At 45.3% G+C, this 26,776-nt stretch carries 25 protein-coding genes and 1 pseudogene; all 26 read right to left on the bottom strand.

The features are described from left to right. Positions 1-353, bottom strand: a pseudogene (locus BLS23_RS12215) (IS4-like element ISHaha1 family transposase); the annotation flags it as partial. A 561-nt stretch (positions 354-914) separates the two neighbouring features. Further along, complete coding sequence (locus BLS23_RS12210) at positions 915-1,439, bottom strand: DivIVA domain-containing protein (protein WP_089652830.1); 525 nt, start codon at positions 1,437-1,439, stop codon at positions 915-917. Positions 1,440-1,516: 77 nt separating this feature from the next. Then, positions 1,517-2,290 carry a YlmH family RNA-binding protein gene (locus tag BLS23_RS12205; protein ID WP_089652829.1) on the bottom strand — a complete coding sequence of 258 codons (774 nt, stop codon included), beginning with the start codon at positions 2,288-2,290 and terminating at the stop codon, positions 1,517-1,519. Positions 2,291-2,365: 75 nt separating this feature from the next. Continuing rightward, entirely contained in the window at positions 2,366-2,635 is a 270-nt protein-coding gene (locus BLS23_RS12200) for a YggT family protein (RefSeq protein ID WP_089652828.1), read from the bottom strand. Positions 2,636-2,638: 3 nt separating this feature from the next. Next, on the bottom strand, positions 2,639-3,088 hold the full coding sequence (locus tag BLS23_RS12195; protein WP_089652827.1) for a cell division protein SepF: 450 nt from the start codon (positions 3,086-3,088) through the stop codon (positions 2,639-2,641). Between the two features lie 21 nt (positions 3,089-3,109). Next, positions 3,110-3,781: a YggS family pyridoxal phosphate-dependent enzyme gene (locus tag BLS23_RS12190; protein ID WP_089652826.1), complete on the bottom strand. Its 672-nt coding sequence runs from the start codon at positions 3,779-3,781 to the stop codon at positions 3,110-3,112. A gap of 21 nt (positions 3,782-3,802) precedes the next feature. Continuing rightward, positions 3,803-4,600: a peptidoglycan editing factor PgeF gene (gene pgeF, locus BLS23_RS12185; protein ID WP_089652825.1), complete on the bottom strand. Its 798-nt coding sequence runs from the start codon at positions 4,598-4,600 to the stop codon at positions 3,803-3,805. Between the two features lie 57 nt (positions 4,601-4,657). After that, the gene (locus BLS23_RS12180) at positions 4,658-4,933 is read right to left on the bottom strand and encodes a YlmC/YmxH family sporulation protein (RefSeq protein WP_089652824.1); all 276 of its coding nucleotides are present in this window, start codon (positions 4,931-4,933) and stop codon (positions 4,658-4,660) included. Between the two features lie 713 nt (positions 4,934-5,646). Then, on the bottom strand, positions 5,647-6,426 hold the full coding sequence (gene sigG, locus BLS23_RS12170; protein WP_089652822.1) for an RNA polymerase sporulation sigma factor SigG: 780 nt from the start codon (positions 6,424-6,426) through the stop codon (positions 5,647-5,649). 82 nt (positions 6,427-6,508) lie between these two features. Further along, positions 6,509-7,228: an RNA polymerase sporulation sigma factor SigE gene (gene sigE / locus BLS23_RS12165; protein ID WP_089652821.1), complete on the bottom strand. Its 720-nt coding sequence runs from the start codon at positions 7,226-7,228 to the stop codon at positions 6,509-6,511. 18 nt (positions 7,229-7,246) lie between these two features. Next, the gene (gene spoIIGA / locus BLS23_RS12160) at positions 7,247-8,227 is read right to left on the bottom strand and encodes a sigma-E processing peptidase SpoIIGA (RefSeq protein WP_244157187.1); all 981 of its coding nucleotides are present in this window, start codon (positions 8,225-8,227) and stop codon (positions 7,247-7,249) included. A 650-nt stretch (positions 8,228-8,877) separates the two neighbouring features. Next, on the bottom strand, positions 8,878-10,041 hold the full coding sequence (gene ftsZ, locus BLS23_RS12155; RefSeq protein WP_089652820.1) for a cell division protein FtsZ: 1,164 nt from the start codon (positions 10,039-10,041) through the stop codon (positions 8,878-8,880). 75 nt (positions 10,042-10,116) lie between these two features. Continuing rightward, on the bottom strand, positions 10,117-11,412 hold the full coding sequence (ftsA, locus tag BLS23_RS12150) for a cell division protein FtsA (protein ID WP_089652819.1): 1,296 nt from the start codon (positions 11,410-11,412) through the stop codon (positions 10,117-10,119). Positions 11,413-11,605: 193 nt separating this feature from the next. Further along, entirely contained in the window at positions 11,606-11,962 is a 357-nt protein-coding gene (locus BLS23_RS12145; RefSeq protein ID WP_089652818.1) for a small basic family protein, read from the bottom strand. 1 nt (position 11,963) lies between these two features. Beyond that, on the bottom strand, positions 11,964-12,668 hold the full coding sequence (locus BLS23_RS12140) for a DUF881 domain-containing protein (protein ID WP_089652817.1): 705 nt from the start codon (positions 12,666-12,668) through the stop codon (positions 11,964-11,966). 5 nt (positions 12,669-12,673) lie between these two features. Next, a complete protein-coding gene (locus BLS23_RS12135; protein WP_089652816.1) occupies positions 12,674-13,378 on the bottom strand; it encodes a DUF881 domain-containing protein in 705 nt (234 codons plus the stop codon). Further along, the gene (locus BLS23_RS12130) at positions 13,365-14,183 is read right to left on the bottom strand and encodes a cell division protein FtsQ/DivIB (protein WP_089652815.1); all 819 of its coding nucleotides are present in this window, start codon (positions 14,181-14,183) and stop codon (positions 13,365-13,367) included. Before BLS23_RS12130 ends, BLS23_RS12135 begins: the two co-directional genes overlap by 14 nt. Before the next feature lie 672 nt (positions 14,184-14,855). Next, positions 14,856-15,950 carry a stage V sporulation protein E gene (gene spoVE / locus BLS23_RS12120; protein WP_089652813.1) on the bottom strand — a complete coding sequence of 365 codons (1,095 nt, stop codon included), beginning with the start codon at positions 15,948-15,950 and terminating at the stop codon, positions 14,856-14,858. A gap of 64 nt (positions 15,951-16,014) precedes the next feature. Continuing rightward, positions 16,015-17,358 carry a UDP-N-acetylmuramoyl-L-alanine--D-glutamate ligase gene (gene murD / locus BLS23_RS12115; protein ID WP_089652812.1) on the bottom strand — a complete coding sequence of 448 codons (1,344 nt, stop codon included), beginning with the start codon at positions 17,356-17,358 and terminating at the stop codon, positions 16,015-16,017. Then, positions 17,355-18,341, bottom strand: a complete 987-nt coding sequence (gene mraY, locus BLS23_RS12110; protein ID WP_089652811.1) for a phospho-N-acetylmuramoyl-pentapeptide-transferase — start codon at positions 18,339-18,341, stop codon at positions 17,355-17,357. Before mraY ends, murD begins: the two co-directional genes overlap by 4 nt. A gap of 39 nt (positions 18,342-18,380) precedes the next feature. After that, positions 18,381-19,739: a UDP-N-acetylmuramoyl-tripeptide--D-alanyl-D-alanine ligase gene (locus tag BLS23_RS12105; RefSeq protein ID WP_089652810.1), complete on the bottom strand. Its 1,359-nt coding sequence runs from the start codon at positions 19,737-19,739 to the stop codon at positions 18,381-18,383. Continuing rightward, positions 19,739-21,211, bottom strand: a complete 1,473-nt coding sequence (locus tag BLS23_RS12100; protein ID WP_089652809.1) for a UDP-N-acetylmuramoyl-L-alanyl-D-glutamate--2,6-diaminopimelate ligase — start codon at positions 21,209-21,211, stop codon at positions 19,739-19,741. The genes BLS23_RS12105 and BLS23_RS12100 overlap by 1 nt, the downstream gene beginning before the upstream one ends. Before the next feature lie 48 nt (positions 21,212-21,259). Beyond that, a complete protein-coding gene (locus BLS23_RS12095; protein WP_089652808.1) occupies positions 21,260-23,182 on the bottom strand; it encodes a stage V sporulation protein D in 1,923 nt (640 codons plus the stop codon). A gap of 87 nt (positions 23,183-23,269) precedes the next feature. Next, positions 23,270-25,408 (bottom strand): penicillin-binding protein, encoded by a 2,139-nt coding sequence (locus BLS23_RS12090; protein WP_089652807.1) that lies wholly within the window; start codon positions 25,406-25,408, stop codon positions 23,270-23,272. A 17-nt stretch (positions 25,409-25,425) separates the two neighbouring features. After that, the gene (ftsL, locus tag BLS23_RS12085; RefSeq protein ID WP_089652806.1) at positions 25,426-25,797 is read right to left on the bottom strand and encodes a cell division protein FtsL; all 372 of its coding nucleotides are present in this window, start codon (positions 25,795-25,797) and stop codon (positions 25,426-25,428) included. Beyond that, positions 25,794-26,774, bottom strand: coding sequence for a 16S rRNA (cytosine(1402)-N(4))-methyltransferase RsmH (gene rsmH, locus BLS23_RS12080; protein ID WP_089652805.1), 981 nt, complete (start codon positions 26,772-26,774; stop codon positions 25,794-25,796). The genes ftsL and rsmH overlap by 4 nt, the downstream gene beginning before the upstream one ends. Positions 26,775-26,776 lie beyond the last annotated feature (2 nt).

The following is a 26,776-nucleotide window of genomic DNA, read 5'->3' as shown; positions in this document are numbered from 1 at the left end:
CGAGAGAATAAAGAATGGTGGTCCAATATCGTGGAGACCTTTCCCTGTTGACCAGCTAATCGATCATAAATCTGTTTCAAAAACGAAACAGCCTTCGTATTGAAACGTTGGTTCAAGCCCTGTTTGGTTATCGTGGTCAAGTATTCGTAGCTGAATTTGGTGCTTAAATTGCGCAAGCTTTTCTGACTAATCGAATGTTGAAGAAACGTACATAGAACGAGAAAAGCTTCTGGGTTAAGTTTTCCTTTCCGCTTTTGAAACCCTGTATCATAGGCCGTTTTTTGAATGAAATCAGGGTGGAATGTCTGACGAATAACCTGAGACATGGCCTTGATTTGTCTTTCAAATACCATAAAATCATCCTTCCATAGAAATTTCTTCAAGGAAGGATAACGTTTATAGGAGGGAAGATAAAATCGTTGAGCTTAGCTTGACGGCTATGCGCAGCTTCCCAACCACCCCATCTCATGTGAGGTGAAACGACCCCCTGTACGGAGAAATAGAGTCCTGATCTTCCCCCCTAAGGAGGCACAAAGCCACTTCTATCATGCATTTAAGTTCTGAATGTCACTTGGGGAGTTAACATTATCCACTTACCATAATCTCATGCTGATTTTTAAGAAGTGGTTTCGAGTATCTTCTTTGGTAAGGGGCGGAGGGGAATGGCGAGACTCCTGCTGGAAAAAAGGGCAGGGTGAGACCCCCACAGGACGCAGTCCGAGGAGGCTCACCGCGCTCCCGCGGAAAGCGAGCTATTCCCCGTAGCCCCCCTCCACTCAATAAAAGTCTCGAAACTGAGTCTTCCACAATCCTGCCCGTTTGCTTAAGAAGGGTGGAAGATAAAAGGTGCCGTTCTTGTAGGAACGGCACCTTGATTTGTATGAAAGTATGATTTCCGTATGTACGGGTTGGAATTAAGGCTGGGAGCTGTATTCCTCTTCCATTTTACGCTCTACTTCTTTCTCATCATCAAGCTCTGTATCGAAAAGATGATCCCAGTCATCGTTATCGATCATATCGATTTGAGCTTCTACCAGCATACGCAGTCTTGTTTTGAAAACTTTCGCCTGCTTTTTCATATCTTCTACTTCAATATTAATGCGGCGTGATTTTTCAAGTGCTTCATTGATAATACGATCGGCATTCTTTTCTGCTTCTTTAACGATTAATTTCGATTCTTTATTCGCACTGTTTTTTACGTCTTCTGCGGTTTCTTGAGCGACGAGAATTGATTTATTGAGCGTCGTCTCGATATCGTTGAAGTGACCTAGACGTTCGTTCAATTGACTGACTTCGCGTTCAAGCTCTTTTTTCTGACGTATGACGATTTCATAATCTTTGATGACTTGATCGAGAAATTCGTTGACTTCATCTTCATCATATCCTCTGAAACCGCGAGTAAATTCTTTGTTATGAATATCCAGTGGTGTTAATGGCACACCATCCACCTCCCCAAAGCATCTATCTATATTTATAAATTCGACAGGAACCTACGTTATCCTTCTTTGCTGCTGCATTAATTTAATTTTGATGTCATCACTTTATATTTTTCTTTCTTCGTTTCACCCAGCACTTCATCAAGCCGGCTCCTCCCTTTTCCACGTAAAGAAATGAGATCGCCTTCCTCTAATGAAAAAGATGCGTCTTCTACAGTACGGAAATTGACCTTCACTTGGCCCGCTTCAATAAACATAGATGCCTTATTACGGGACATTCCGTAAATTTCCTTGACCATCACATCCAGACGTAAAGAAGAAACGGTCGTTTGTTTCGTGGACCATGTTTCATTGCTCTCTATGCGGGCAGATAATGGTTTTTCATCAAACTGTACGTTGGATCGTTTGATGCCGGTTAGGTTCATTTTAATGTAGTCACTAATCTCAGAGGCTGTTGTAATTTGAATCGTTCCATCCTGGACAACAAGGTCTCCCATTTTCTCTCTGCGAATCCCTAACGACATAAAGGCACCCAGAACATCGCGATGTTCCAGCGTAACAAATTTTTGAGGATAGGAAGCTTCCAATAATGTCAGTTGAAAGTCTTCTTTTTCAATGATCTCGTAATCGGGAGCGAGGATGGCTCGTTTTCGTTCACTAGCCTCCGCCCCACCTTCCAATCCGTATATGAGATCCGGGTCATTGCCCATAATCGCCTTCATGATCATCTGCTCCCTCGGGTCGAGAAAATCTGTCAGCTTCCGCTGATATTTAAGAGCTACATCTTCGCGAAAAGATAGGACTTGATCAATGAATGGCTTTTCTTCTTTTCGAAAGTGCTGATAGATATCCACCTAAAAAACCTCCATAACTACCAAAAGGAACAGATGTGAGAACATAAAGATGTGCTCTCTGATCTGTTCCTCGACTTATAATCCCATAATGATGTAATATAGTTCGCCTAACCCTGCTCGCGCAAAGTTCAGGACGAGAATAGCCACAATCGGTGAAATGTCAATCATACCTAGTGGAGGAATGATTTTTCGGAAAGGCTCCAGGAATGGTTCAGCCAACCGGGAAAGAACTTCACCAAAACTGGATTCACGCGCCCCAGGGAACCAGGACATCAGAATGTAGATAATGAGAATCCAACTGTAAATTTGTAGTGCAGTCATTAAAATCTGAAACAAAAACGCCATGTCTTACCACCTTCTGTTTATATCATCGTCTTCTTGAGCAATCATTTCTGAAATAGACCCTGAAATTTCAACGTTATCAGGGGTACAAAGAAATGTTTGTGTTCCGAGCTTCTGAATATCTCCACCTATAGCATATACCGTTCCGCTTAAAAAATCTACAATCCGTTTTGCCTGATGGTGATCGACACGCTGTAGATTGATCACAACCGCCCGGCGATTTACCAGCTGATCAGCAATGTTTTGGGCTTCGTTATAGCTGCTCGGCTCACTCAATACCATTTTTGATGAGGATTTAGCACTTTTCAAACTGACTACATTGCCCGGCTCTTGTTTCTTCGTCGCTCGTTGACGCTGTGCAGCCTCTTCTTCGTAATCATCTTCCACTTCTTCCTCAATGTACTCGTATTCATCATCCAACGTGAAAAACGAACGAAATTTATTTTTCATGCTCATTTTCATCACCTCTGATTTTATTTATTCACCGACAAGACTGGAACCAAGACGGATATGTGTCGCTCCTTCTTCAATCGCCAGTGCAAAGTCGTTGCTCATCCCCATGGATAAATACTCACAAGGGGCATGACGATAACCTTTATCCCTGATGCGATCTCTTAGTGCCCTCAATTGGCGGAATACGCCGCGCAATTTTTCTTCGTCATCCGTATGCGGGGCCATTGTCATCAATCCGACCACTTTGACATTTTCGTAATGACTCAACACTTCTATAAAGGATTCAACCTCTGAAGCAGCTAACCCATGTTTGGATTCCTCTTCACTAATGTTGACCTGAATAAAACATGGGACCGGACAGCTGGCCCTTTTGTTTATTTCTTTAGCGAGGGACTTCCGGTCAAGGGAATGGATCATGGAGACTTGTCCAATTACATCCTTTACTTTTCTCGACTGCAGGGTCCCAATAAAATGCCAGGTTGCCTGATCACCGATTTCCTCGTATTTTTCCAGAAGTCCTTCTTTCCGGTTTTCCCCAAGATGTTTGATCCCTGCCTCGAGCGCTTCTTGTGCACGTTCAGTAGTGACGTATTTGGTCACAGCTATGAGGGTGATTTCATTTTTAGGTCGTCCACTATTTTTACAAGCTTGTTCAATTTGTTGATTAATTTTTGCTAAGTTACCTTCAACCGACATGTTAGAACTCCTTCCCGCTCATCAAGTTCGAAGCGTGATAAACCCAAGCATACGCCCCGTGCTTCCCTGATCGCGCCGGTGGGAATAAAACGTTTTTTCTTCCTCGTATGTACAAAAATCAGTCATTTGAATATGGTCTTCCTTCAAGCCTTCTTCAATCATCATTCTGCGGTGAAGGACTTTCAGGTCTAATTGATATTTCCCTTTTCCTTTACTCATCACACATTCTTTTTTGTAGTTTTCAGGAATGAAGCTGATGACATGGTCATCCACCTCATAATGTTTCATACCAATGGACGGTCCGATGACGGAATGTATGTCTTCAAGCTTACACCCTTTTTCTTGAAGTGCTCGAATCATCTTCCCTGCCATTCCATTTACTGTTCCCTTCCACCCAGCATGAGCAATTCCTACCCACCCTGATTCAGGATCAGAAAAATATAACGGTACGCAATCAGCAAAAAAAGCCCCAAGTACCAGTTTTTTCTCATTGGTAATCAATCCATCAACGTTTGAGACGGCCGTTTGTAAGGAAGTAGTACCAGCTCCGGCATTCCTCTGATCTACAGAAGCGACCTCGTTGCCATGAACCTGCTCACCGATCACCCATCTGGAAAGTGGAATGCCGATCTCCTCGGCAATCGCTCGTCTATTTTTCAACACATCATCCTTTTTATCGGATACATGGAGCCCCATGTTCAGCGAATCGAAAGGGGCTTCACTATGTCCGCCCTGACGTGTTGTCAATCCTGCAGTCACATTCTGGTGGGAATGAAAACAAGTCATCTGTCTAATGGAATGTGATTGGAAAGGTTCCATTTGAACACCACCTCAATTTCACTCCATTTTAACACATTTTTCATCCAATTTCTTCTCTTATTCGTCTGATTCTGTCTTTTGAACCGTAGAAATGCTTTTATAGCCATTTTTTTTCACTAAAATGACATCAGCCCCGATGTTAACGATTTGGTCCCACGGAATCGTCATCTCTTCTTCTTTTCCGAAAAGTCCCATCGCCTTCCCTTTCATAGTGAGGACGAGTCCCTTGAGACGGCCTCTTTGTGTATCGATATCAAGGTCGCTTATATATCCCAGTCTTTCTCCTGTTTCCATCGCAATAACGTCTTTCATTTGCAGTTCCGTGATTTTCATTTTCTCCTCACTCTCCTTACTCCCACTATATGCATAGAATCAACAAATTAGAAAACAGAGAAAAGGATTCCACCCATTTACTCAAAACCGTATTAAAGTATATGGCAGGATTTTAGAAGACTCAGTTTCGAGACTTTTGTGTAAGTGAAGGGGGCTGCGGGGAATGGCTCGCTTTCCGCGGGAGCGCGGTGAGCCTCCTCGGACTGCGTCCTGCGGGGTCTCACCATGCCCTTTTTTCCCGCAGGAGTCTCGCCATTCCCCTCCGCCCCTTTACCATGGATGATTCTCGAAACCACTACTGGAAAAATCAGCTTGTATGGTTGAGAGAAGTGGATGATATCAACTCTTCCCAGTGGGCATGTAGAACATGAATGCTTGATACAGAGCGCTTTATGCTTGTTTAGGCTGAACGAGTGGGAGCCCTGCTTCTGGGTACAGGGGTTCGTTTTCTTTACAGGAGATGGGGTGGTTGGGAAGCTGCGAGACTCCCGTGGGAGAAAGGAGATAGGCGAGATCCCACAGGGCTTTAGCCCGAGGAAGCTCGCCACTCCCCCACAGGAAAGCGAGTAGCTTCCCAGCCACCCCTGACGCTCAACCCCAGCAACGAACCCTGACACATCTCGAAACTGAGCCTTCAAGAATCGGGAGCGTTTGTGGAAGAAGAGGAAGTTGGGGCATTAAAAAAAGCTTCTGCATGAGCAGAAGCTAAGGGTTCATTGGAACATAGATGAATTCATTTCTTTGATTGCCGCTTTTTCTAGACGCGACACTTGGGCTTGCGAGATTCCGATTTCTTCAGCCACTTCCATTTGCGTTTTTCCTTGAAAGAAGCGCTTCGTCAAAATCATTTTCTCACGGTCGTTCAGTTTCTTCATTCCTTCTCTGAGCGATAGTTCATCGAGCCACACCGAATCTTTTTCCCGGTCATCTTTCAATTGGTCAACAACGAAAATGGGATCACCGCCGTCGTTGTAGATCGGTTCGAAAAGGGATACGGGATCCTGGATGGCATCCATCGCAAAGACTACATCTTCGTGCGGGACTCCCATTCTTTCAGCAATTTCATGAGGAGCCGGATCTTTACTCGTCTCACTGATCATTTTCTCACGCATCTGCAAAGCTTTGTAAGCTGTGTCGCGCAAGGATCTGGAAACACGAATCGGGTTGTTGTCTCTTAAGTACCTGCGAATTTCACCAATGATCATGGGTACAGCGTAAGTAGAAAATTTCACATTGTGGCTTAAATCAAAATTATCAATGGATTTCATGAGACCGATGCATCCAACTTGGAACAAATCGTCTCCATACTCTCCGCGATTGTTAAAACGCTGAATAACGGATAAGACTAGGCGGAGGTTGCCATTTACCAGCTTTTCTCTTGCCTCCAGCTCTCCACTTTGCAAGCGTTCAAACAGGTCTCTCATTTCTGCATTTTTCAGTACCGGAAGTTTTGATGTATCTACGCCGCATATCTCTACTTTATGTCGTGTCAATGTAAGACCCTCCCAGGAAGCTGTAATCAGTTCTCAGTATCTCCCTGGGTGGGAAAATTATGCATCAACGGGTCGTCGTCTGTTAGACCATTTTGTCGAATTCACGTTGCAGCCGGCGGATAATCTTCTTCTCAAGCCTTGATATATATGACTGTGAGATACCCATCATGTCTGCCACATCTTTTTGCGTTTTTTCTTTTTTTCCAATCAATCCGAAACGGAGTTCCATGATTTGTTTTTCACGGTCATTCAACTGTTCAAGCGCTGATTTAAGTAACTTCTTGTCGATTTTCTTTTCGATGCCCTTCGTAATTAAATCCTCGTCTGTTCCTAAAATATCAGATAATAAAAGTTCATTTCCATCCCAATCCACATTCAATGGCTCATCAAAGGATACTTCCGTTTTCAACTTATTGCTTTTTCTAAGATGCATAAGAATTTCATTTTCTATACAGCGGGAAGCGTAGGTCGCGAGTTTGATTTTCTTTTCAGGATCAAACGTGTTCACCGCCTTGATGAGTCCGATAGTTCCAATACTAATTAAATCTTCTATGTTCAACCCCGTGTTTTCAAACTTCCTGGCGATATAAACGACAAGTCTTAAATTCCGCTCGATGAGCATCGCACGTGCCGCCTTATCCCCTTTTGGAAGAAGTTCAAGCAATTCTCTCTCTTCTTCTCTAGATAATGGTGGTGGCAGAGCTTCACTTCCACCAATATAATAAATCTCATCTTGTTTGATTCCGAGCTTCATAAGTAAGCGATAATACCATAGCCGCGCTTTAAAGAACCATTTGAACATGGAATCCCCCTCCTGAAATCACGCTGATTTGCCTTTGACCATTAAGTGCGGATGGATGAGCATTTGATATAATCGATCGTGTGTCAAATCCTGTTGCTGCACTCCTAATAGAGGTGCTTTCATTTCCAAGTTTCCTGACTCTGTTTTAACCGTAATCTTATCCACCAGTAACGTCACAAGCAACTGTCCTGTAACCCCTGCCGCCTGATAGGGGACAAGCCGAACAGAGGATTGAATATCATCCGGTAAGTCCGCTAAAGCGGTTACGACATGATCCACTTCCAGTTGCTGGAGCTGTTCCTTTGAGAAAAATTGTTCCCATAAAAAAGAATCGGCGAGAAATACCATTTTCCGACTGACCGGATCCACGAGCTGGTTTCCGCTGTCCACTAAACCTTTGCAATGGGCGGTCCTGCCATTCCACTCCACCGTCACATCATAAATATCCTCAAGCTTCATCTTATGGACGCTGACTTGATTCAAGCGCCATTTTGTAAAAACAAAGGAACAAGGAAAACCAATGACTACAAACAACCAACTGACCGGGTCTCCATAACCACCACTGAATGTTACGATTGAACCCCCTTGTAAGCTGATCTCTGTCGCAAGAAAATAATGAACCCCCATCATGCTTCCACCGATGGCGAAGGTAATAAAATAAAAACTGATCCACTGGACAAAAAATGCGCGGAGAGAGGTGTAGGAAAAGGCCACCCAGATGATGAACATCGAAAAAAAGATCTTTCCGAAGCTTCCAACCAGCCATGAATCCGGCATATAAATAGTAATTGGGACAATCGTAGAGGCGACAAACGCCCCAGCGATCATTCTCGTTTTCGATGATTTCGCTCTCGTAATCCCCTGCGTAAGCGATAAGATCATGCCATCCATCAAAAGGTTGAGCAACCAGACAGCATCAAGATAAATGATCCTCTCTCCCCCCTCCTCTTTATCTGCTGTACTGAAAGTATAAGCCCGTCCGGATAAAAAGTCTGTCACAATCTGAACTACTCGCTAGCAAGTTTTGTAGAAGGATGGAAAGAACCGGGGTTCGTTTGCCGGAATGGGAGTCAGGGGTTGTTGGGAAGCCACTCGCTTTCCTGTGGGGGAGCGCCGAGCTTCCTCAGGCTATCGCCTTGCGGGATCTCGCCTATCTCCTTCTCCCACGGGAGTCTCGCAGCTTCTCAACAACCCCATTCAATGCATGCGAGAAACGAACCCCTATACCAAGATGGGACGTCTCCTCCCCCTAACTCTGAAGCAGGCATAAAGTGCTCTATATTAGGCTTTCACGCTCGAGATGACCACTGGGGAGAGGTTTATATGATCCACTTCACTTGAGCATACCAGCAGAGTTTCCGAGAAGTGGTTTCGAGACACTCCCATGGTAAAGAGGCGGAGGGGAATGGCGAGACTCCTGCGGGAAAAGAGTGCTAGGTGAGACCCCGCAGGACGGAGTCCGAGGAGGCTCAACGCGCTCCCGCGGAAAGCGAGTCATTCCCCGTAGCCCCAATCCACTCAACAAAAGTCTCGAAATCAAGCCTTCTACAATCCTGCCATTTTCTTGAATAATTATGTAGGATGAAATGATAAAAAGAGGAAAGAAAAACCCGCCACAATGGAATGTGTGGCGGGTTTGGGTGGTTATTTTATCGACGACGGTTGCGGTTACGCAGGAACGTCGGGATATCAAGCGTGTCTTCTTCTTGATTCGGCTTGTTCTGTGGTTGTGGCGGAGCTTGACGACGAGGTGGTTGTTCCTCTCGTACGTTACGCTCTGGCTGTTGTTGTTCTACTTGCTTTTGCTGGTTCACAGGGTTCACGGTTGGACGCTTTTTCTGTTGACCTTGAGCAATTTGTGCTTCATCGAAACCTGTAGCAATAACGGTAACAACGATTTCATCTTTCAGGTTTTCGTTGATCACAGAACCGAAGATAACGTTTACTTCCTGATCTGCTGCAGAAGTTACGATATCAGCCGCTTCCTGAACTTCATATAGGCTCAAGTTGGCACCGCCGCTGATGTTCATCAGGACGCCGTGTGCACCGTCGATGGAAGTTTCGAGTAATGGAGAGGAGATCGCCTTCTTGGCTGCTTCAGCCGCACGATTTTCTCCTGTCGCAATACCGATTCCCATAAGAGCGGATCCTTTGTCGACCATGATTGTTTTCACGTCGGCAAAGTCCACGTTGATCAATCCTGGTACGGCAATCAAATCGGAAATACCTTGTACACCTTGACGAAGGACGTTATCCGCTTCACGGAACGCTTCAAGCATCGGCGTATTCTTATCGACGATCTCAAGCAAACGGTCATTTGGGATGACAATCAGTGTATCAACCGCGCCTTTAAGGCTTTCTGTACCACCGCTCGCTTGTGTAGAACGCTTACGTCCTTCAAACGTGAATGGTCGAGTGACAACACCTACAGTAAGAGCGCCTAGCTCTTTGGCCACTTGGGCGATGACGGGAGCGGCCCCTGTACCTGTTCCGCCTCCCATTCCTGCAGTAACGAAGACCATGTCTGCACCTTGAAGGGCTTCTTCGATTTGTTCTTTACTTTCTTCTGCGGCTTTACGACCGACTTCCGGATTCGCACCTGCACCAAGTCCACGAGTCAGTTTTCCACCGATTTGCATTTTTACTTCTGCTTTTGAAAGGTTAAGCGCTTGTGCATCCGTATTGACGGCGATAAATTCAACGCCTTGGACACCATGCTCAATCATACGGTTAACGGCGTTGCTTCCGCCGCCACCTACTCCGATTACTTTAATCGTTGCTAGTTGGTCCATGCTTGTATCAAAATCTAACATCTTACGTTCCTCCTAATACACGAGATTACAAGATTTATTGGTTCGTCCGTCCCTTGACCGACTCAAACTTGTTCATTAATCAAAGAAATACTTCAAGAGATTACTGAAACCTGATTCTTTTTTCTTCTCTGGTTTCTCTGTTTCTTCTTTCGGTTGTTGCTTGGTCGCACGTTTTTGCTTTTTAGGTTGAGGCTTTTCCTGAAATTCTTCAGTTACAGATGGAAAGATCTCTTTGCCTTGTATTTTCGCATTACGATAGGCGAATTGCAAGATTCCTACCCCACTCGTAAACTGCGGTTCTCTTACTCCGATGTAATCCGGAATCGCCAGTCTTACGTTTGCGTGGAAAACATCCTGCGCTAACTCAAGAACACCAGGCATGTTCATCGTACCTCCGGTCAGTACAAAGCCTCCCGGAAGTTCGCGCACACCCATGCGTTGGATCTCCTGGGCAGCAAAGACAAAAATTTCTTCTAGTCTAGCTTCAATCATATCAGAGATTTGCAATTGATTGAATGCCTGTTGACGATTACTTCCAATAATCGTGACAGAAAAATTTTCCTCTTCATTCGCATCATCAAAAAATGCATGACCGTGTTCCATTTTCACCTGCTCTGCTTCTTCTGTAGAAGTCCTCAGGCCGATCGACAAATCTTTCGTTAAGTTGTCACCACCAAAAGGAATCATGCTCGTTCCTTTCAAATGTCCTTCTTCAAATACCGAGATCGTCGTAGAGCCACCTCCGACATCGATAAGCGCTACGCCTAGATTCGTTTCATCACCGGATAACGAGACAGTTCCAGAAGCTAGCGGCTGCAAACAAACATCCAATACTTCCAAACCTGCTCGTTCTACACACTTCAAAGTATTATGTAAAACGGTTTTGGCACAGGTAATAATCATACCTTCCATCTCAAGACGTACGCCGATCATTCCTCGTGGGTCTGTGATTTCATCCTGACCATCTACGATAAACTGACGAGGAATCACATCGATAATCTCTCTTTCCGGCGGTACAGATACCACTTGAGCTGCATCGATTACTCGAGTAATGTCTTCGTTTCCAATTTCCCTACTTTCACTGGAAACGGCGACAACACCGTGGCATGGCTGCAATTGAATATGATTTCCATTCACACCCACAACGACACGATCGATTTTCATATCCACCATGCGTTCGGCCTGTTCGACCGCCGAGCGGATCGAATGGACCGTTTGATCGATATCTACGATCGCGCCTTTCTTCATGCCGTTCGATTTAGCTGTTCCCACCCCAATAATATTGAGGTTATCATTCATAATTTCTCCTATAATCACTTTGATTCGACTTGTGCCTATATCTAAACTTACTAAAATTTCATTTTGATTCACCAGTGACGCACCTCCTGTAGCAAGCCATATAAGTAGTTCAAAGCATATCGAATTCACGCTTAAAATACAATCTTTGAAATACAAACGTAAATGAAATGATATATTCCATGGGGTATATCCTTGGAATATGAGAGAAAAAACTCGCTCCTATGTTGTTTTCCACAGGGTTTCGTGAATTTCCTCTTAAATACGTTTATTTTTTTCTGAATTTTGTTAGCAATTTTTGGTCGATGACAATTCTTCTGACGATAGCAAGGTTCCTGAACAACCGTACACCGAAGGCAAAGACTGCTGCAAGATAAAGATCCACGCCTAATTGAACACCGAGGAAGGCAAGTAATGCAGCGAGTGTAATGTTAAAAAAGAAACCGGTCAGAAAAACAGTGTCATCGAACGTTTTTTCTAACTGTGCCCTGATCCCACCAAGAAGCGTGTCAAAAGCGGCAAGCACAGCAATGGATAAATAATCGGAATAGGCATCCGGGATACGGATATCCGTCAAAATGCCGAGGGTCACACCGATGATCAGAAATAAAAGGGGTAACCACAAATTAACCACCAGCTTCTTCTAAAATTTCTAAATGGAGTGGATCATCGTACTTGGGAAGCACCAATTGTTCTTTCACTTCAAAAACAATCTCCATATTGTCGATATTGAATATATCTTGTGTGGGGCTTGCTTTCATGCGATCCTGCAATTTTTCAGGATCTTCAGCCAGCACCCTAATGGTCAGCGGAAGCGAACCGATCGGCCGATTATTCACATAGGTCGATCCATTTACATCCCTCACTGGGGAAAGATTTGTCAATCGTTCATTCCCTATGCTGATATCTTCAGCTCCATATGTGTTCAGTTCATTTAAAAGTCGACTGAGAAGGTGAGGGGAAACGCTGGGATATTCCTGCCCGGCAACACCCTCTTCAAAAATAGGACGGATGGTCAGTTCCACGCCTGCCCCCTTTTTTTTCTGAAGGCCTATCTTTTTCTCCAAGTACTCAATGGAATCTTTCAATGTCTCCACTTGTTCGCGTGACGTCTGCTTTTCATAATTTTCAATGGTCTGATCAGCCCCAGCAATTTTCTCTAAGAGATCCTGTTGGTGTTCCTGCTGGGTCTTCAGATCTTCTCGCACTTCCCATACATCTCTTGTATCTCGCATCTCTGTTTCATGGGAGGTCGTTTGAAACTGTACAGCCACCATGAATCCAATCAATAGAAAAACGGTGGATAGCAGCCACTGTGTTCTTCGCTTCATGTTGATCACCCTTCGGCGGATAGCCTTGCCTTCATTTCCAATTGATTTACTTTCGATAATTGCACATCAACATTTTCGTTGAGGAGCTGATCGACGACACCTCTGGTCAGGTTAAGGCTTGAATGAAGAACCTCCGGGTCCCCGATCGCAGAAATGACGAACGGAGCCGGATGTTGAACGCCGTCCACAGTAATGACCGGTCCTGTACATGCAATATAACTATCTCTCATAAACCTTTGTCCATTGATGGCAATGGCCTTTGCTCCAGCGCTGAGAAGTTCGTTGATCACACTGTGAATATGACTTTCATGAACAATATACTGATTCACCTGATCTTCATCTGGTATATATTCCGCATCGCTTAGAACGACTTCCACCCCGTGGCCTTTAATCGGAACCTCACCATTCAGCATCTGAAGCTTCTTTTTACGTTCGACGAAGTCGGCTACCACCTGTTCACGATCCGCCATCTCATTCTCGAAGTCTTGAATCGTATGCCGTTTGTCTTTTAACTCCTCACGCAGCTGCTTGTTCTTTTTTTCCATTTCCAGCAGCTGTTGTTGATAAAAGTATTCTTTTTCCCATTGCGAATCGTTCAGTTGAACCATCTGTGGTGAACTCTTTGTCAGTTGATAGCTGTAACTAACAAGAAAACCGGAGATAAGAAGGACAAGAGATAAGATGATCGGTTTTCCTTTATGCCTCTTCATCCGTATTCTCCTCTTCCTCACCTGCTCCTGAGTCACCTTGCGCCTCTTCTTCTTCCCCCGATTCAGGATATTCCTCGAAATAGGCCCCTACATCGATATGTATGATCCCTTCAGCTCCTTCATCAAGCTGTGCAACGATGGAAGGATAAGCCGGCATTTTTTCGGCAAAACTGCGGATCGAGGCCTGCACTTGATACCCATCATTCATGTAAAGAAGAATTTGATATGGATTCCCGTCACGTGGGTCCCAATGGATTTCCGAAATGAGACTGCTTACACTTGAAGGCAGTTCTTTCAACTCTTGAGAGATTTCTTTCAGATACGTTTCCTTATTGAACCCGACAAGGATTGGAGCATCTCCTCCAGGGAGAGCCGTTTGTCCATCCAAGCGAGATCCATCTTCAAGAATGGCATGAAAGGCACCATCCTGTTTGACGTAACCGATTCGTTCCGCTTCCTTCACTTCAATCTGGACATTGTTCGGGAAGGAACGGTCGATGGAAGCAAAGGTGATTTCTTGATGCGACTCGATCTGCTGTTTCATCTCTTCTTCATCAACTCTCCAATAATTCGTGGATGTTGTGACTCCGGCAAGCTCGATAATTTCTTCCTCAGATACGTGGTACTCACCTTCCACAACTATATGACGAACATTACTGAGTGGCGACTGAAGATAAATGACCGTCGCAATCAGCAAAAATAGAATAGTCAAATACAGAATCAGGCGACGATTGGCTTTTTTCCGCCTCGTCTGTTTCAGTTTTGGTATGCGATCTTCTATGGAAACCACTTTTCTCTCTTCCATAACGGGCATTTCTCCTTATTGCTAGACACCCTTTACGCTGTTTGTCCTAGCTGTTTGAAAGAATGATGTTCCTCTAAAAGATGCCGAGCTTACTCTACATCTATACGTCTCCCATTATATCACAAAAATAGAGTGAAATATTGATAGAGTTTTACTAGTTTCCTATCAATTTTATTACAGGAAAACCCGCATTTCGATGGGGCTCAAGTGATTTCGCTAAATTCGTTTACCCATTCTCCATCTAAGCTAAACTTCCAATAAGAAATTCTTCTTTATTTCCACCTTCAACACTCGCTCCCGATTGTGGAAGACTCGATTTCGAGATGTTTCGTGGTTCGTTTGCCTTTTTTTTTGAGCGTCAGGGGTGGTTGGGAAGCTACTCGCTTTTCTGCGGGGATGACGAAAGCCTCCTGCGGGAAAAGAGTACTAGGTGAGACCCCGCAGGACGGAGTCCGAAGAGGCTCAAGAAATAGAGGAAGTTCGATTAAGTTCGGCACGTCCTGTGCCAACATCGAACGACCCCACTTCGTGTGGGGCCCCGCGGAAAGCGAGTCATCCCGGCAGCCCCAATTCACCAAACAAAAGTCTCGAAAACAAGTCTTTCACAATCCCGCCATATTGTTAAACAAATATATTACAAAATAAAAAAGACCATGGGAGTCCATGATCTTTTTATTTTGTAGAGAAGCGACTGACACTGAGGAGTAAACCCAGGGATGCGAGCGTTAATGTGAGGGATGACCCTCCATAGCTGACAAGCGGAAGGGTAATTCCTGTGACAGGAATTAACCCAGTGACTACACTGATATTGATCATGACTTGAATGCTGATCATTCCTACAATGCCAAGGGCAAGTAATGAGCCGAAAAGGTCCGGGGCGAGAAGACTTGCTCGGATACCTCGCCATAAAAGTACAAAGAAAAGACCAAGGACGAGGAGACCACCAAGGAATCCTAGTTCTTCAGCAAGTACCGCAAAAATGAAGTCCGTCTGAGGTTCAGGCAGGTAGAAAAACTTTTGCATGCTGTTACCTAACCCTAATCCCATTAATCCTCCCGGACCGATCGCGTATAAAGACTGGATGATCTGGAACCCTGCCCCTAAAGGGTCTTCCCATGGATGCAGGAACGCGGTAATCCTTTTTATACGATAAGGGGCAGAAGCAATCAATCCGACCATTCCCGCTGCCCCCGCTCCGGCAATCCACATAAAGTGACTGATGCGTGCGCCTGCTGTAAACAACATGACAAGGCATGTCCCTACCATGACGACGCCTGTCCCCAGGTCGGGTTGAAGCATAATGAGTGCGAACGGGAACAAAATCAATGCTAGAGCTGGCAGGAAGCCTTGCTGGAAAGAGTTCATGAGTTTTTGGCGTTCAGATAAAAAGCGCGCAAGGAATAGGATCAAACCAAGTTTCATGAATTCTGATGGCTGGATGCTGAACATCCCCACCCCAATCCAGCTTCGTGCACCTCCGCGGACCATACCCACTCCGGGTATGAGTACGAGCACGAGAAATACCAGACAAATGATCATAATCATCTTTGAATGTCCATGCCATACATAGTACGGGATTCTGGATAACACAACCATGGCAATCAGACCGGCGGTTGCAAAAAGAATCTGCCTTTTTGCGTAAAACCACGGATCATCAAACTTATATTCGGACCAGATGCTCGATGAACTGTAAACCATCACGACCCCGATGATCAAAATTCCGAGTATGGCGGCAATCAACCATAAATCCGGCTTTTTTTCTTCCATAAAAAAAGCCCTACCTCCCATCTAAGTGGAAAACAGGGCTTAAGCTTGTCGCACAAAGCCCTTATTAGAGCTTATGCACAGCTTGGATAAACATGTGACCTCTTTCTTCAAAAGTACGATACTGGTCCCAGCTCGCACAAGCAGGTGAGAGCAGGATGACATCGTCCTCAGCAGAGTATTGGTATGCCTGATCGACGGCTTCCTGCATCGTTTCTACTTTAGTGACTTTTTCAATGCCAGCTTCCCGAGCCGTTTCGCTTAATTGATCAGCCGTTTCTCCAAACACGACCATGGCTTTGACGCCTTTCATGTGTGGAATCAGTGATTCGAAGCTCGTCCCCCGGTCAAGTCCACCCGCGAGCAGGATAACTGGATTCTCAAATGATTTCAGCGCATAAGAGGTCGCTAAAATATTCGTCGCTTTTGAATCATTGTAGAATAAACGTCCGTTCTTTTTCGTCACGAATTGCAGGCGGTGTTCAACTCCTGCAAAGGTTGTCAATACATCAACAATCGCCTTGTTGCGTATTCCATTGACTTTTACCGCTGCTACGGCAGCCAGGATGTTCTGCAGGTTTTGTTCCCCCACTAAAACGATATCCTGTTTTTTCATGATTCGTTCGTCTTCAAAGTAAATGAATGTATCATCAGCCCAGGCGCCTTCCCCTTCTTTACTAATGGAAAAAGGCACGCGTTTCGCTTTCACATCAGGCAAAAACCTGGCGATACTTTCATCATCCGCATTGTAGACCAATGTATCATCAGCTCTCTGATTCGCTGTTATTTTCGCCTTCGCCTGATGATAATTTTCTAACGTATGATGATAATCAAGGTGTGCTTCATAAAGGTTGAGCCACACCGCAATCTCAGGATGGAATTTTTCCGTCCCAAGCAATTGGAAGGATGAAAGTTCGGTTACCATCGTTTCATCTGCATCCGTGCTTCTCGCCACCTCACAAGAGACATGACCGATATTTCCTGCAAGCGAAACCTTTTGCTGATCGGCTTGAATCATTTCATGGATCAACGTCGTCGTTGTCGTTTTCCCGTTCGAGCCTGTCACAGCTACTAGGGTACCCTCATGGAGAAAGCTCGCCAATTCCACTTCAGTAACGATCGGAATATTTCGTTCCTCCGCTTCCGCGATGACGGGGTTTTCATAAGGGATACCTGGATTCTTAACAAGGTAATCCACGTCATCCAATACAGACAGCGGGTGTCCTCCTGTGATGACCTCTGCACCTTTTTCTATCAACTGACGTACGGCAGGTTCATTTTGATCAGCCTTCAAATCATTAATTCGTACATGGATGCCGCTGTCTAAGAATAACTCAGCAGCTGCTGTACCACTTTTCGCAAGTCCTAGTACGAGAACTTGTTTGTATGGAAAGTTCTTTAATTTTTTCATCCGAACATCACCTCAATATAAATACCGATCACAGCGAAGACAAGTCCTACAGCCCAGAATGTCGTTACGACACGCCATTCAGACCAGCCCTTCAATTCATAATGGTGATGAAGCGGACTCATTTTAAAGACACGTTTACCTGTTGTTTTAAAAGAGATGACCTGAATGATAACAGACAGGGTCTCAAGGACAAACACACCGCCGATAATGACAAGAATGAGTTCAAGTTTCGTTAAGATGGCGATGATAGCGATCGCTCCACCTAATGCAAGCGATCCTGTATCTCCCATGAAGACTTTCGCCGGGTGAGCGTTGAACACGAGAAAACCAAGCAACGCTCCGACAATAGCTAGAGAGAAAATGGTAATTTCAACATTCATCTGACCTGTCCACGCCAGAATAGCGAATGCGCCAAAAGCGATAGCTGCCGTTCCTGCGAGCAGTCCATCAAGGCCATCCGTCAGGTTCACAGCATTCGAAGCACCAACGAGCATAAACAGGATCAGCAAAGCATATCCCCAGCCTAGGTCTACTTCAAAAGTTGTGCCGGGAATACTGATATACGTTGGGAAATCCGAATTTCTAAGAATGAAATAAACAACGAGCGCAATAACGATCTGCCCGAGCATTTTTTGTTTCGACGTAAGGCCCAAGTTTCTTTTCATCGCCACTTTAATATAATCATCCAGGAACCCAAGCAGCCCATACCCGACTAACACAAATAACACGAGGAACAATTGTGTGTTCCCAGTGTCCGGGGTGAACCAAAAGGATGCAAGGATGGTGGTGATGACCACAGCTACAATGATCATCACCCCTCCCATCGTGGGAGTTCCGGATTTTTTCTGGTGGGATTCAGGGCCCTCATCCCTAATAGCCTGACCGAACTTCAACCTTCTCAAAAAAGGGATGATCATCGGCGAGATCACAACAGTGATTGCGAATGAAATAGCCATAGTGATTAGTAGTATGTATTCGTTCATGTGTAGTTCTCCTCCTTTTCCATCATCATCGCCTATCGATCAATCCACGAGATTTTCAAGTAATTCTTCTAGTTTCATTCCTCTGGAAGCTTTGATGAGTACGACAGTGTCCGCTGTCAGATTTTTGCGGACGTGATGACTTAACGTTTGTTTTTCTGTAAAATGATGCGTTTCAATGGAAGGGTATTGTTTGTCTACGGCATCCGATATGGTCTTGGAATATTCGCCGATCGTATAAACCGCATGAATCTTCTCATCAATGGCATCGGCTACGCTTTGGTGAAGCTTTTCTGATTGTTCCCCTAACTCGAACATATCACCTAATATTAACACTTTCCTGCTTTTGGATGTCAATTGACTGACAACTTCAATGATGGCTTTCATGGAAGTCGGGGAAGCATTGTAGGCATCATTAATGATTAAGGAACCTTTATGCCCTTCATGTTTTTCAAAACGCATGGCAGACATTTGCAATTGCTGAAACCCTTGCTGGATCTCTTGTGGAGATAACCCTAAACGTTCTGCAAGAGCAATAACGTATGTAGCATTTTTCACATTGTGTTTCCCAGCCATAGGCAATTCAAAAGACTGCTCACCGACTTTAAACGTACTGCTCTCATCTGTCAATTGAAGAATCTCGGCCTGATAGTCAAGCTCGTCACCAAAACCACAAGTAACCGTCCAGTTTTTAGAGTTTTGTTCTTGCAGTAGAGGCTCATCTCCATCGAGAATTAAGGCCCCTTCTTCAGAAAGGCCTTCTGTAATTTCGAGTTTCGCCCCGGCGATCCCTTCTCTAGAACCGAGATTCTCGATATGGGATTCACCGATATTCGTTATGATGGCATAACTTGGTTCGGCAAGCTTTGATAAAACAGAAATTTCCCCTGCACGATCCATCCCCATTTCCAGAACGACCGCTTCTGTTTCTGGATCCATGGCGAGGACAGTGAGAGGGAGGCCGATATGATTATTAAAATTACCAGCGGTCTTATGTGTTTTGTACTTGACTTGAAGGACGGATGCAGCCAGATCTTTCGTTGTCGTTTTTCCATTTGATCCGGTCACGCCGACAACAACAGGATCCACCTTTTTCAAATAATAGGACGCCAATTGTTGGAGAGCCTTCGTCGTGTCTTCCACAAAAAAGACAGGGAAGTCTGTAGGTGTCAGCTTCGGTAAAGGCTGATCTTCCTGCCACAGCGTAGCGACCGCTCCCTGTTTAATCGCATCTCCTAGAAAATCGTGCGCATCGAAATTCTCTCCCACGATCGGGACGAACAAGCTTTGTTTGGCTGTTTTCCGACTATCTGTCATCACAGATCCAAGCTGAATCTGATCCGACGCTGCTCCTTGTTTTTTCGGAAAAAGTTGTGTGAGTTCATTGACTTCTAAAATCATTATGGATGCTCCTTCATTTCTCTTAATATCGTACGGGCCACCTCGCAATCATCGAAATGATGACGGATGCCTTTGATTTCCTGGTACGTTTCATGGCCTTTTCCCGCAATCAGGACGATATCTCCTGTTTTCGCGTGTTCAAGCGCATAGGTGATGGCTTCTTTTCGATCCTCGATCCGTTTATAGCGCCCTTTTACATGGGCGGTCATATCTCTGAAAATCTGTTTAGGGTCTTCCGTACGAGGGTTATCATTGGTGAAAATGACCCGGTCCGCATAGTCGACACTCACTTTCGCCATCTCAGGACGTTTACTGCGATCACGGTCCCCTCCGCAGCCGACGACAACGGTGATCGTCCCTTTGCATAGATCCCGGAGCGTCTGCAACACGTTCTTCAGCGAATCCGGAGTATGGGCGTAGTCAACAACGACACCGAAGCCCTGACCTTCTCTCACAGGTTCAAATCTCCCTTTTACTCCTTTGGTCTGTTGAAAGGATCGCTGAATCGTCTCTAGAGGGACGCCTGATAAAATAGCGGCACTCGCTGCAGCCAGCATATTATAAATACTGAACAGCCCCATCAATGGACTCTGAATGGAAACTGTACCGATGGGGGTGGTCATAATAAAGGCGGTACCCGTTTCTGTCATCGTGTACTCCTCTGCTTTCACATCCGCCTGTTCGTAAATGCCATAAGTCAGCAGACCTTGAGAGGTCGAACGAATGAATTTTTTTGCCAGCGGGGAGTCGTTATTGATGACTGCGAATTTCTCACGTTCCTTATTATACCCATTCCCTAATTGCGCGAACAATAGGGACTTTGCACGAAGATAATCATCAAAATTTTCATGATAATCCAAATGATCCTGGGTCAAATTGGTAAACACGGCGATATCAAAATCACAGCCGTACACCCTTCCTTGATCGAGGGCGTGGGAAGATACCTCCATGATTGCATGATCGACGTTCGCTACATGCATTTTATGAAAGTAGCGCTGCAAGGTAAGAGCGTCTGGTGTTGTGTTTTTTACCGGGAACTTCTCTCCAGCAATATTGACCTGGATCGTTCCGATGATTCCGGTCTTTTTTTTATGCTGCTGAAAGATTTCCTCCAGTAAATAGGTAATGGTCGTTTTGCCATTCGTGCCGGTCACTCCGATCACGTGGAGGGACTCTGATGGGCAGTCGTAAAAAGCGGCAGACGCCATCGCAAGCGCTCGCGATGTATCATTCACAAGGACGACAGGGACAGGGACTGCCACCTCTTCTTCCGCAATGACAGCCACAGCCCCTCTTTCCACTGCACCCTTCGCAAACCGGTGACCATCGACATCCACACCGCGAAGGCAGACAAACACATCTCCAGGCTCCGTGGTTCTTGAATCCATGGAAAGCCCTCTGATGTGGAGATCTGCCACTGATTTCGTCACTTTATAAAAAGGAATGTACCGCAAGAGTTTCTTCATTTTCATATGTGTCACCCTTACCTGCTCACAAGTTTTATTATACCAAACGTAGGTTTAATTCCCTAGATACACACGAATGGTTGAACCACTTGGCACTTTGACACCGGCTTCAGGCGCCTGTGTAATCACTTTAGATCCGCTTCCACTGACTTCCACTTCCAGGTTCAAAAGCATTTGACTTAATTCTTTTTTCTCCATGCCTGTAACATCCGGAATTTCTACTAACGGCTCATCCGGCCAGGAGTATTCTTTTTCCAACCCGTCTTTCCTAGGTTCTACTCCTAAGGCGCGTAAACTGTCCCCCATGATGTTCCCGACGATTGGCGCAGCCACCACACCACCGAACTGGACGGTATTCTTCGGGTTGTCGATGGCAAGATAAACGACAAGTTCAGGGTCATCCGCTGGAGCAAAACCGATGAAGGATACGATGTGGTTATTTTCCATGTATGTGCCGTCCGGGCCGACTTTTTGAGCAGTTCCGGTTTTCCCGCCGACACGATACCCTTCCACATACGCGCCTCTCCCTGTCCCTTTGGCGACGACACTTTCGAGAGCACGGCGGATTTCTGCCGATGTTTCTTCAGAGATGATTCTCTCTTTCAACTTTGGTTCATTTTTTTCTAACGTTTCTCCAGTGGTTGGATCGAGCCACGCTTCCTGGATATACGGCTCATAATAATACCCTCCGTTCACCGCTGCCGCGACAGCCATAACCTGCTGGATTGGTGTGACCGACACCCCCTGACCAAACGCCGTTGTCGCTTGTTCTACAGGTCCGACATTCTCCGGCTTGAACAGAATCCCTTTACCTTCTCCTTCAAGGTCGATACCGGTCTTTTCACCAAAACCGAACCGATCAATATATTCAAAAAGTTTCTCTGTACCAAGTCGCTGTCCAAGGGTGACAAACCCAGGGTTACAGGAGTTTTGGACAACTTCCAGGTAAGTTTGATCCCCATGCCCGCCTCGTTTCCAACAACGAAGAGTCGCTCCATCTACTTTAATCGATCCGGGGTCATGGAAGTGTTCATCATCAAGGTCAACAAGGTCTTCTTCCAAAGCGGCGGCAAGGGTGATAATTTTAAAAGTGGAACCAGGCTCGTACGTACTCCAGACAGGTAAATTCCGGTTATAGACTTCCGGTTTCACTTCCTGATAATTGGCCGGGTCGAAATTAGGACGAGTCGCCATTCCTACAACTTTCCCTGTATCAGGATCCACCGCTAACGCCACCGCTCCATCCGGGTTGTATTTGGCCTGAGCGATATCAAGCTCGCGTTCCATGATCGATTGAACTTTGTAGTCAATCGTCAATTGCAGGTCTTTTCCATCTTCGGGGGGTTTATAAATATCCGCCATATCCGGCATCCTTTTCCCTTTGGCATCGGAGAAAAAAGACAATGCCCCTTTTTCGCCCTTCAATTCTTCGTCATAATACGCTTCTAAACCGAGCAAACCCTGATTATCTATGCCACTGAATCCAAGCACATGCGAAAGAAAAGAGCCGTGAGGATAGTATCGCTTCGAGTCTTCGGCTATGTACACGCCGGGCATCTGTAAAGACTGGATCGCCTCTGCCTGCTCCTCACTGATCTTACGTCCTTCTGGGTGGATTCTTTCGATAGAGGTCACTTTTGTCACGTGAGAATAAGCTTTCTCTACACTCATGTTCAAAATCTGTGCAAGGTTTTGTGCCGTCTGTTCCGCATCTTTGATTTGTCTCGGTACGACCATGACCGTCGGAGCGGATTGATTACCGACGAGCACTTCACCATTTGAATCCAGAATCTTCCCCCGCTCCGGTTCGAAAGTAATATCCCTGCTCCAGGATTCCTCCGCCTTTGAAATGAGGAAGTCACTTAAGAAGAACTGGACATACCCGAGCCTCCCTGCGATGACAAAAAAAATAACCATTCCAACAAGAAAGACAGCGACTAATCGTTTCTTTACGACCACTTGTGATACTCGTCTCATCTTAATAACTCCTTTTTGAAGTCAATAGAGTCAGCTTGTATCACTATATGCAATCTAGAAACGATTAGAACACTGCCTGGAATGGTGTCACTCCTCTCTCGGAGGAGCTAATTCTACGACTAAATAGCCGCCTTCTTTAATGCTGGATCCTTCAGGGATGCTCTGTTTTTCAACAAAGCCGTTCCCCATCGTCTCGATATTCAGGTTGAAATGTTTCACAAGTCTGTGTACGTCCCGCGCTGAATACCCGGTCAAGTCAGGCATGGTCGGTTTGTCTGTAATGACCATAATCCTTTGATTGTCAACGACTTCTGTTCCAGGTTGTGGAAGAACGGCGGTCACCTCACCACCGTTTCCAATGACTTCTACATTCGAGAACGTTTGTTTCAGCTCATCTTTTGCCGTAGAAGTACCTTTTCCTATGACATCTGGAATGGTCAACGGTGAAACCGATTCGTCCACTTCTTTATCCGGTTGGATATCCATGTAATGGAGACTGTTTTCAAGCACGGTCCTCGTAATGTAAGAAACCGGTTCAGACCCTAGTTCCGTAACTTCCAGATCCGGCTGCTGCACAGCGACGTACATGAGAAGTTCAGGATCTTCTTTCGGAGCCATCCCCATGAAGGAGAAAACGTAGTTGTTCCGACCGGTCAAGTAACTTCCATTCTCAACCATCTGCGCGGTGCCTGTTTTACCTGCGAGCGTGTAATCATCCAATTTGAACGATTGCGCGGTTCCTTGTTCAGACGTGACGACTGTACCCATAAGGTCACGCATTTTCTTCGCTGTACTCTCTGAGATCGGCTGTCCAATCTCTTCCGGTTTGTTTTCTTTCACCACTTCACCAGTTTCACTCGAAGTAATCTTAGACAACATATAAGGGCGCATCATCTTGCCCTCATTGGCGACTGAAGTGGCTGCCGTCATCAATTGGATAGCCGTGAATGTGGAACCTTGTCCAAACGAAGTCGTCGCCTGTTCCACTTCTCTATCATATGCAAAACGACCATTTTTTTCATTCGGAAGGTCAATGCCTGTCTTTTCATCAAAATTGAAGTCCGTCAAATATTTTCGTAGTTTCGTAGGTCCAAGAACCTCAAGGGTAAGCTTGGAAGAGGCGACATTAGAGGAGCGTTGAAATCCTTCATCATAAGAAATCATCCCCCAGCCCTCGGAATTGTTATGATCCCCTATGGTTTTGCCAGGTACTTTATACGTACCGGACTTGAACATATCACTCCCGTTATATACCCCTTCTTCCATCGCAGCCGCCCAAGTGAATATTTTCATCGTTGAGCCGGGTTCGAAGGTGTAGGAAACAAGATCGTTATACCAGTTATCAACCTCACCAATATCATTCGGGTTATAACTCGGACGGTTACTCATCGCTAAAATCTCACCGGTATCAGGGTCCATGACCGCTGCCATGATCTTTTCCGGATTATACTGTTCATCCACCTGTGATAGAGCATCTTCCAAAAAGGTCTGGATTTTCTGGTCGATGGTCAAATGGACATCGTTTCCGTTTTCAGGTTCTGTCATCACTTCGTTCGGATCTAACAGTTTCGTTCCGTACTTGTCCCGTTCATAACTGATTTTACCTTTTTCTTCTTGAAGATGTTCTTCCATCTGTTTTTCAATGCCTGTAACTCCGTTGATGTTTCCATCTTGGCTGCGGGCAAACCCGATGACATGAGAAGCGAATTTCCCATTCGGGTAATAGCGTTTCGACTCTTGTTTGAATTGGATCCCGTTCAACTCAAGATCTTCAATTTCTTCTTTCGTCTCCTGGGAAATGGAACGTCCACTGGAACCGAATTCGACTTGGAAGCGTTCATTCTCCAGGCCTTCTTCAATTGTTTTTCTAATTTCACTTGCTTCCATATCAAGCAGTGGAGCAAGTTTATCTGCTGTTTCACCCGGGTCTGTAACGTGTCTTGGCGGATCAAGGTTAGCCGAATACTCCGGGTCTACGATGGCATAAATTCTATAAGTAGGACGATCATAGGCAAGCACCATGCCGTTTTTGTCATAGATTTTACCTCTGTCTGCATCAATTTCATAAGAGCTGGTACGGATATCTTCCGCCCATTTCTGTAGATCGACACCTTCCACCGTCTCTGCTGTCTCGATATAAATGAAACGCCCCGCAATGATGAAAAATACAATCGCAAAGACGATCATCAAAAATGCGGAGCTTTTATTATTGTTGCGTTTTTTCATGAGGTAATCACCAGCCGTTACTCGTTATTGATTTTACCGGCTTGCTTCACTTGTGCATTTTGGATATTCAACCCATTTTCTTTGGCAATGCTCAAAATCCGATCCGGGTTACTGAGTTCTTTCACCTGATAAGCAAGGTTTTCATTGTGGGACTCCTGTTGTTGGATCTCTTGTTCAAGACCGCGAATATCACGGTTGATTGAATCTGTCTGAGCAGATGTCTGCACTAAAAACACCGATGCTGCCAGCACAGCAGTCGTTGCAAACGAATAGAGGAACTTCTCCCCTGTACTGATCCATTTCTTCTTTTTATGTACCTTTACTTTGGCCTGTTTCTGTCTTTCAGGCTGCTGTAAAGGCTGCTGTTTTCTAATCTGTTCAGCACTCATGTTTGTTTCCACCCTTCATTGAATTCGAATTCCTTATTCCAAGGTTTGACTTTCTCGACAATCCTCAGTTTCGCAGAACGTGAACGACGATTCTCTTCGAGCTCTGACTCATCGGCTACAATAGGCTTTCGGCTGACCAATTGAAAAGGTGGCTGTTTATCTTCCGGGATCATCGGGATGTTTTTCGGCAAAGGAGGGTTTGTACTCCATTTCTTAAACGCCTGCTTGCATAAACGATCCTCTAAGGAATGGAAGGTGATGACAGCGATCCGCCCACCAATCCCCACCACTCTTGCTGCCTGATGGAGACTGTCCTGGAAAGCACCCAGTTCATCATTGACCGCAATACGGATGGCCTGGAAAACCCTTTTTCCAGGGTGGCCGCCTTTTCTTCTGGCAGGAGCGGGTATACCTTCTTTGATGAGTTCAACCAATTCTCCTGTCGTTTCAATCGTTTTTTCTTCTCTTGCTGCTTCAATTTTTCTTGCAATCTGCTTTGAAAACTTCTCTTCTCCGTATTTGAAAAAGATGCGGACGAGGTCCTCATAAGGCCACTCATTGACAACTTCTTTCGCACTGAGTTCTGCTTCCTGGTTCATCCGCATATCGAGCGGAGCATCCTGATGGTAGCTGAACCCTCGCTCTTCTACATCCAATTGGGGACTGGAAACACCAAGATCATAAATAATACCATCGACTTCCGTTACCTCAAGCTCTGCTAATTTCTCTTCCAATTGACGAAAGTTTGCATGAACGAAAGTAATACGGTCCTGGTATTCTTCCAGACGGTCTTTTGCAGCTTTCAAGGCAACCTCATCCTGATCGAAAGATATTAATCGACCTTTGCCTTCCAAGGCTTTGGCAATCGCTTCAGAGTGCCCGCCGCCTCCTAAGGTACAGTCGACATAGATGCCTTCTGGGTCCAAATCTAAATGTTGTATGGTTTCACTTTTTAATACACTATAATGTTCAAACATGG

It is taken from the genome of Halobacillus aidingensis, assembly GCF_900104185.1.
GTDB classification, from domain to species: Bacteria; Bacillota; Bacilli; order Bacillales; family Halobacillaceae; genus Halobacillus; species Halobacillus aidingensis.
Note: the sequence above shows the minus strand (reverse complement) of the source record. Positions and strands in the feature narration are given on the sequence as shown.

Coding starts and splice junctions, on each gene's coding strand:
- BLS23_RS12090 (WP_089652807.1), bottom strand. CDS start 25,408: ATGAAAAAACGCAACAATAATAAAAGCTCCGCATTTTTGATGATCGTC.
- sigE (WP_089652821.1), bottom strand. CDS start 7,228: ATGTTCAAATGGTTCTTTAAAGCGCGGCTATGGTATTATCGCTTACTT.
- pgeF (WP_089652825.1), bottom strand. CDS start 4,600: ATGGAACCTTTCCAATCACATTCCATTAGACAGATGACTTGTTTTCAT.
- BLS23_RS12095 (WP_089652808.1), bottom strand. CDS start 23,182: ATGAGACGAGTATCACAAGTGGTCGTAAAGAAACGATTAGTCGCTGTC.
- BLS23_RS12180 (WP_089652824.1), bottom strand. CDS start 4,933: ATGAAAATCACGGAACTGCAAATGAAAGACGTTATTGCGATGGAAACA.
- ftsL (WP_089652806.1), bottom strand. CDS start 25,797: ATGAGTGCTGAACAGATTAGAAAACAGCAGCCTTTACAGCAGCCTGAA.
- murD (WP_089652812.1), bottom strand. CDS start 17,358: ATGAAAAAATTAAAGAACTTTCCATACAAACAAGTTCTCGTACTAGGA.
- BLS23_RS12140 (WP_089652817.1), bottom strand. CDS start 12,668: ATGAAGCGAAGAACACAGTGGCTGCTATCCACCGTTTTTCTATTGATT.
- BLS23_RS12130 (WP_089652815.1), bottom strand. CDS start 14,183: ATGGAAGAGAGAAAAGTGGTTTCCATAGAAGATCGCATACCAAAACTG.
- spoVE (WP_089652813.1), bottom strand. CDS start 15,950: ATGGAAGAAAAAAAGCCGGATTTATGGTTGATTGCCGCCATACTCGGA.
- BLS23_RS12100 (WP_089652809.1), bottom strand. CDS start 21,211: ATGAAAATGAAGAAACTCTTGCGGTACATTCCTTTTTATAAAGTGACG.
- mraY (WP_089652811.1), bottom strand. CDS start 18,341: ATGAACGAATACATACTACTAATCACTATGGCTATTTCATTCGCAATC.
- BLS23_RS12195 (WP_089652827.1), bottom strand. CDS start 3,088: ATGAGCATGAAAAATAAATTTCGTTCGTTTTTCACGTTGGATGATGAA.
- BLS23_RS12200 (WP_089652828.1), bottom strand. CDS start 2,635: ATGGCGTTTTTGTTTCAGATTTTAATGACTGCACTACAAATTTACAGT.
- BLS23_RS12190 (WP_089652826.1), bottom strand. CDS start 3,781: ATGTCGGTTGAAGGTAACTTAGCAAAAATTAATCAACAAATTGAACAA.
- BLS23_RS12105 (WP_089652810.1), bottom strand. CDS start 19,739: ATGATTTTAGAAGTCAATGAACTCACACAACTTTTTCCGAAAAAACAA.
- BLS23_RS12135 (WP_089652816.1), bottom strand. CDS start 13,378: ATGAAGAGGCATAAAGGAAAACCGATCATCTTATCTCTTGTCCTTCTT.
- rsmH (WP_089652805.1), bottom strand. CDS start 26,774: ATGTTTGAACATTATAGTGTATTAAAAAGTGAAACCATACAACATTTA.
- ftsZ (WP_089652820.1), bottom strand. CDS start 10,041: ATGTTAGATTTTGATACAAGCATGGACCAACTAGCAACGATTAAAGTA.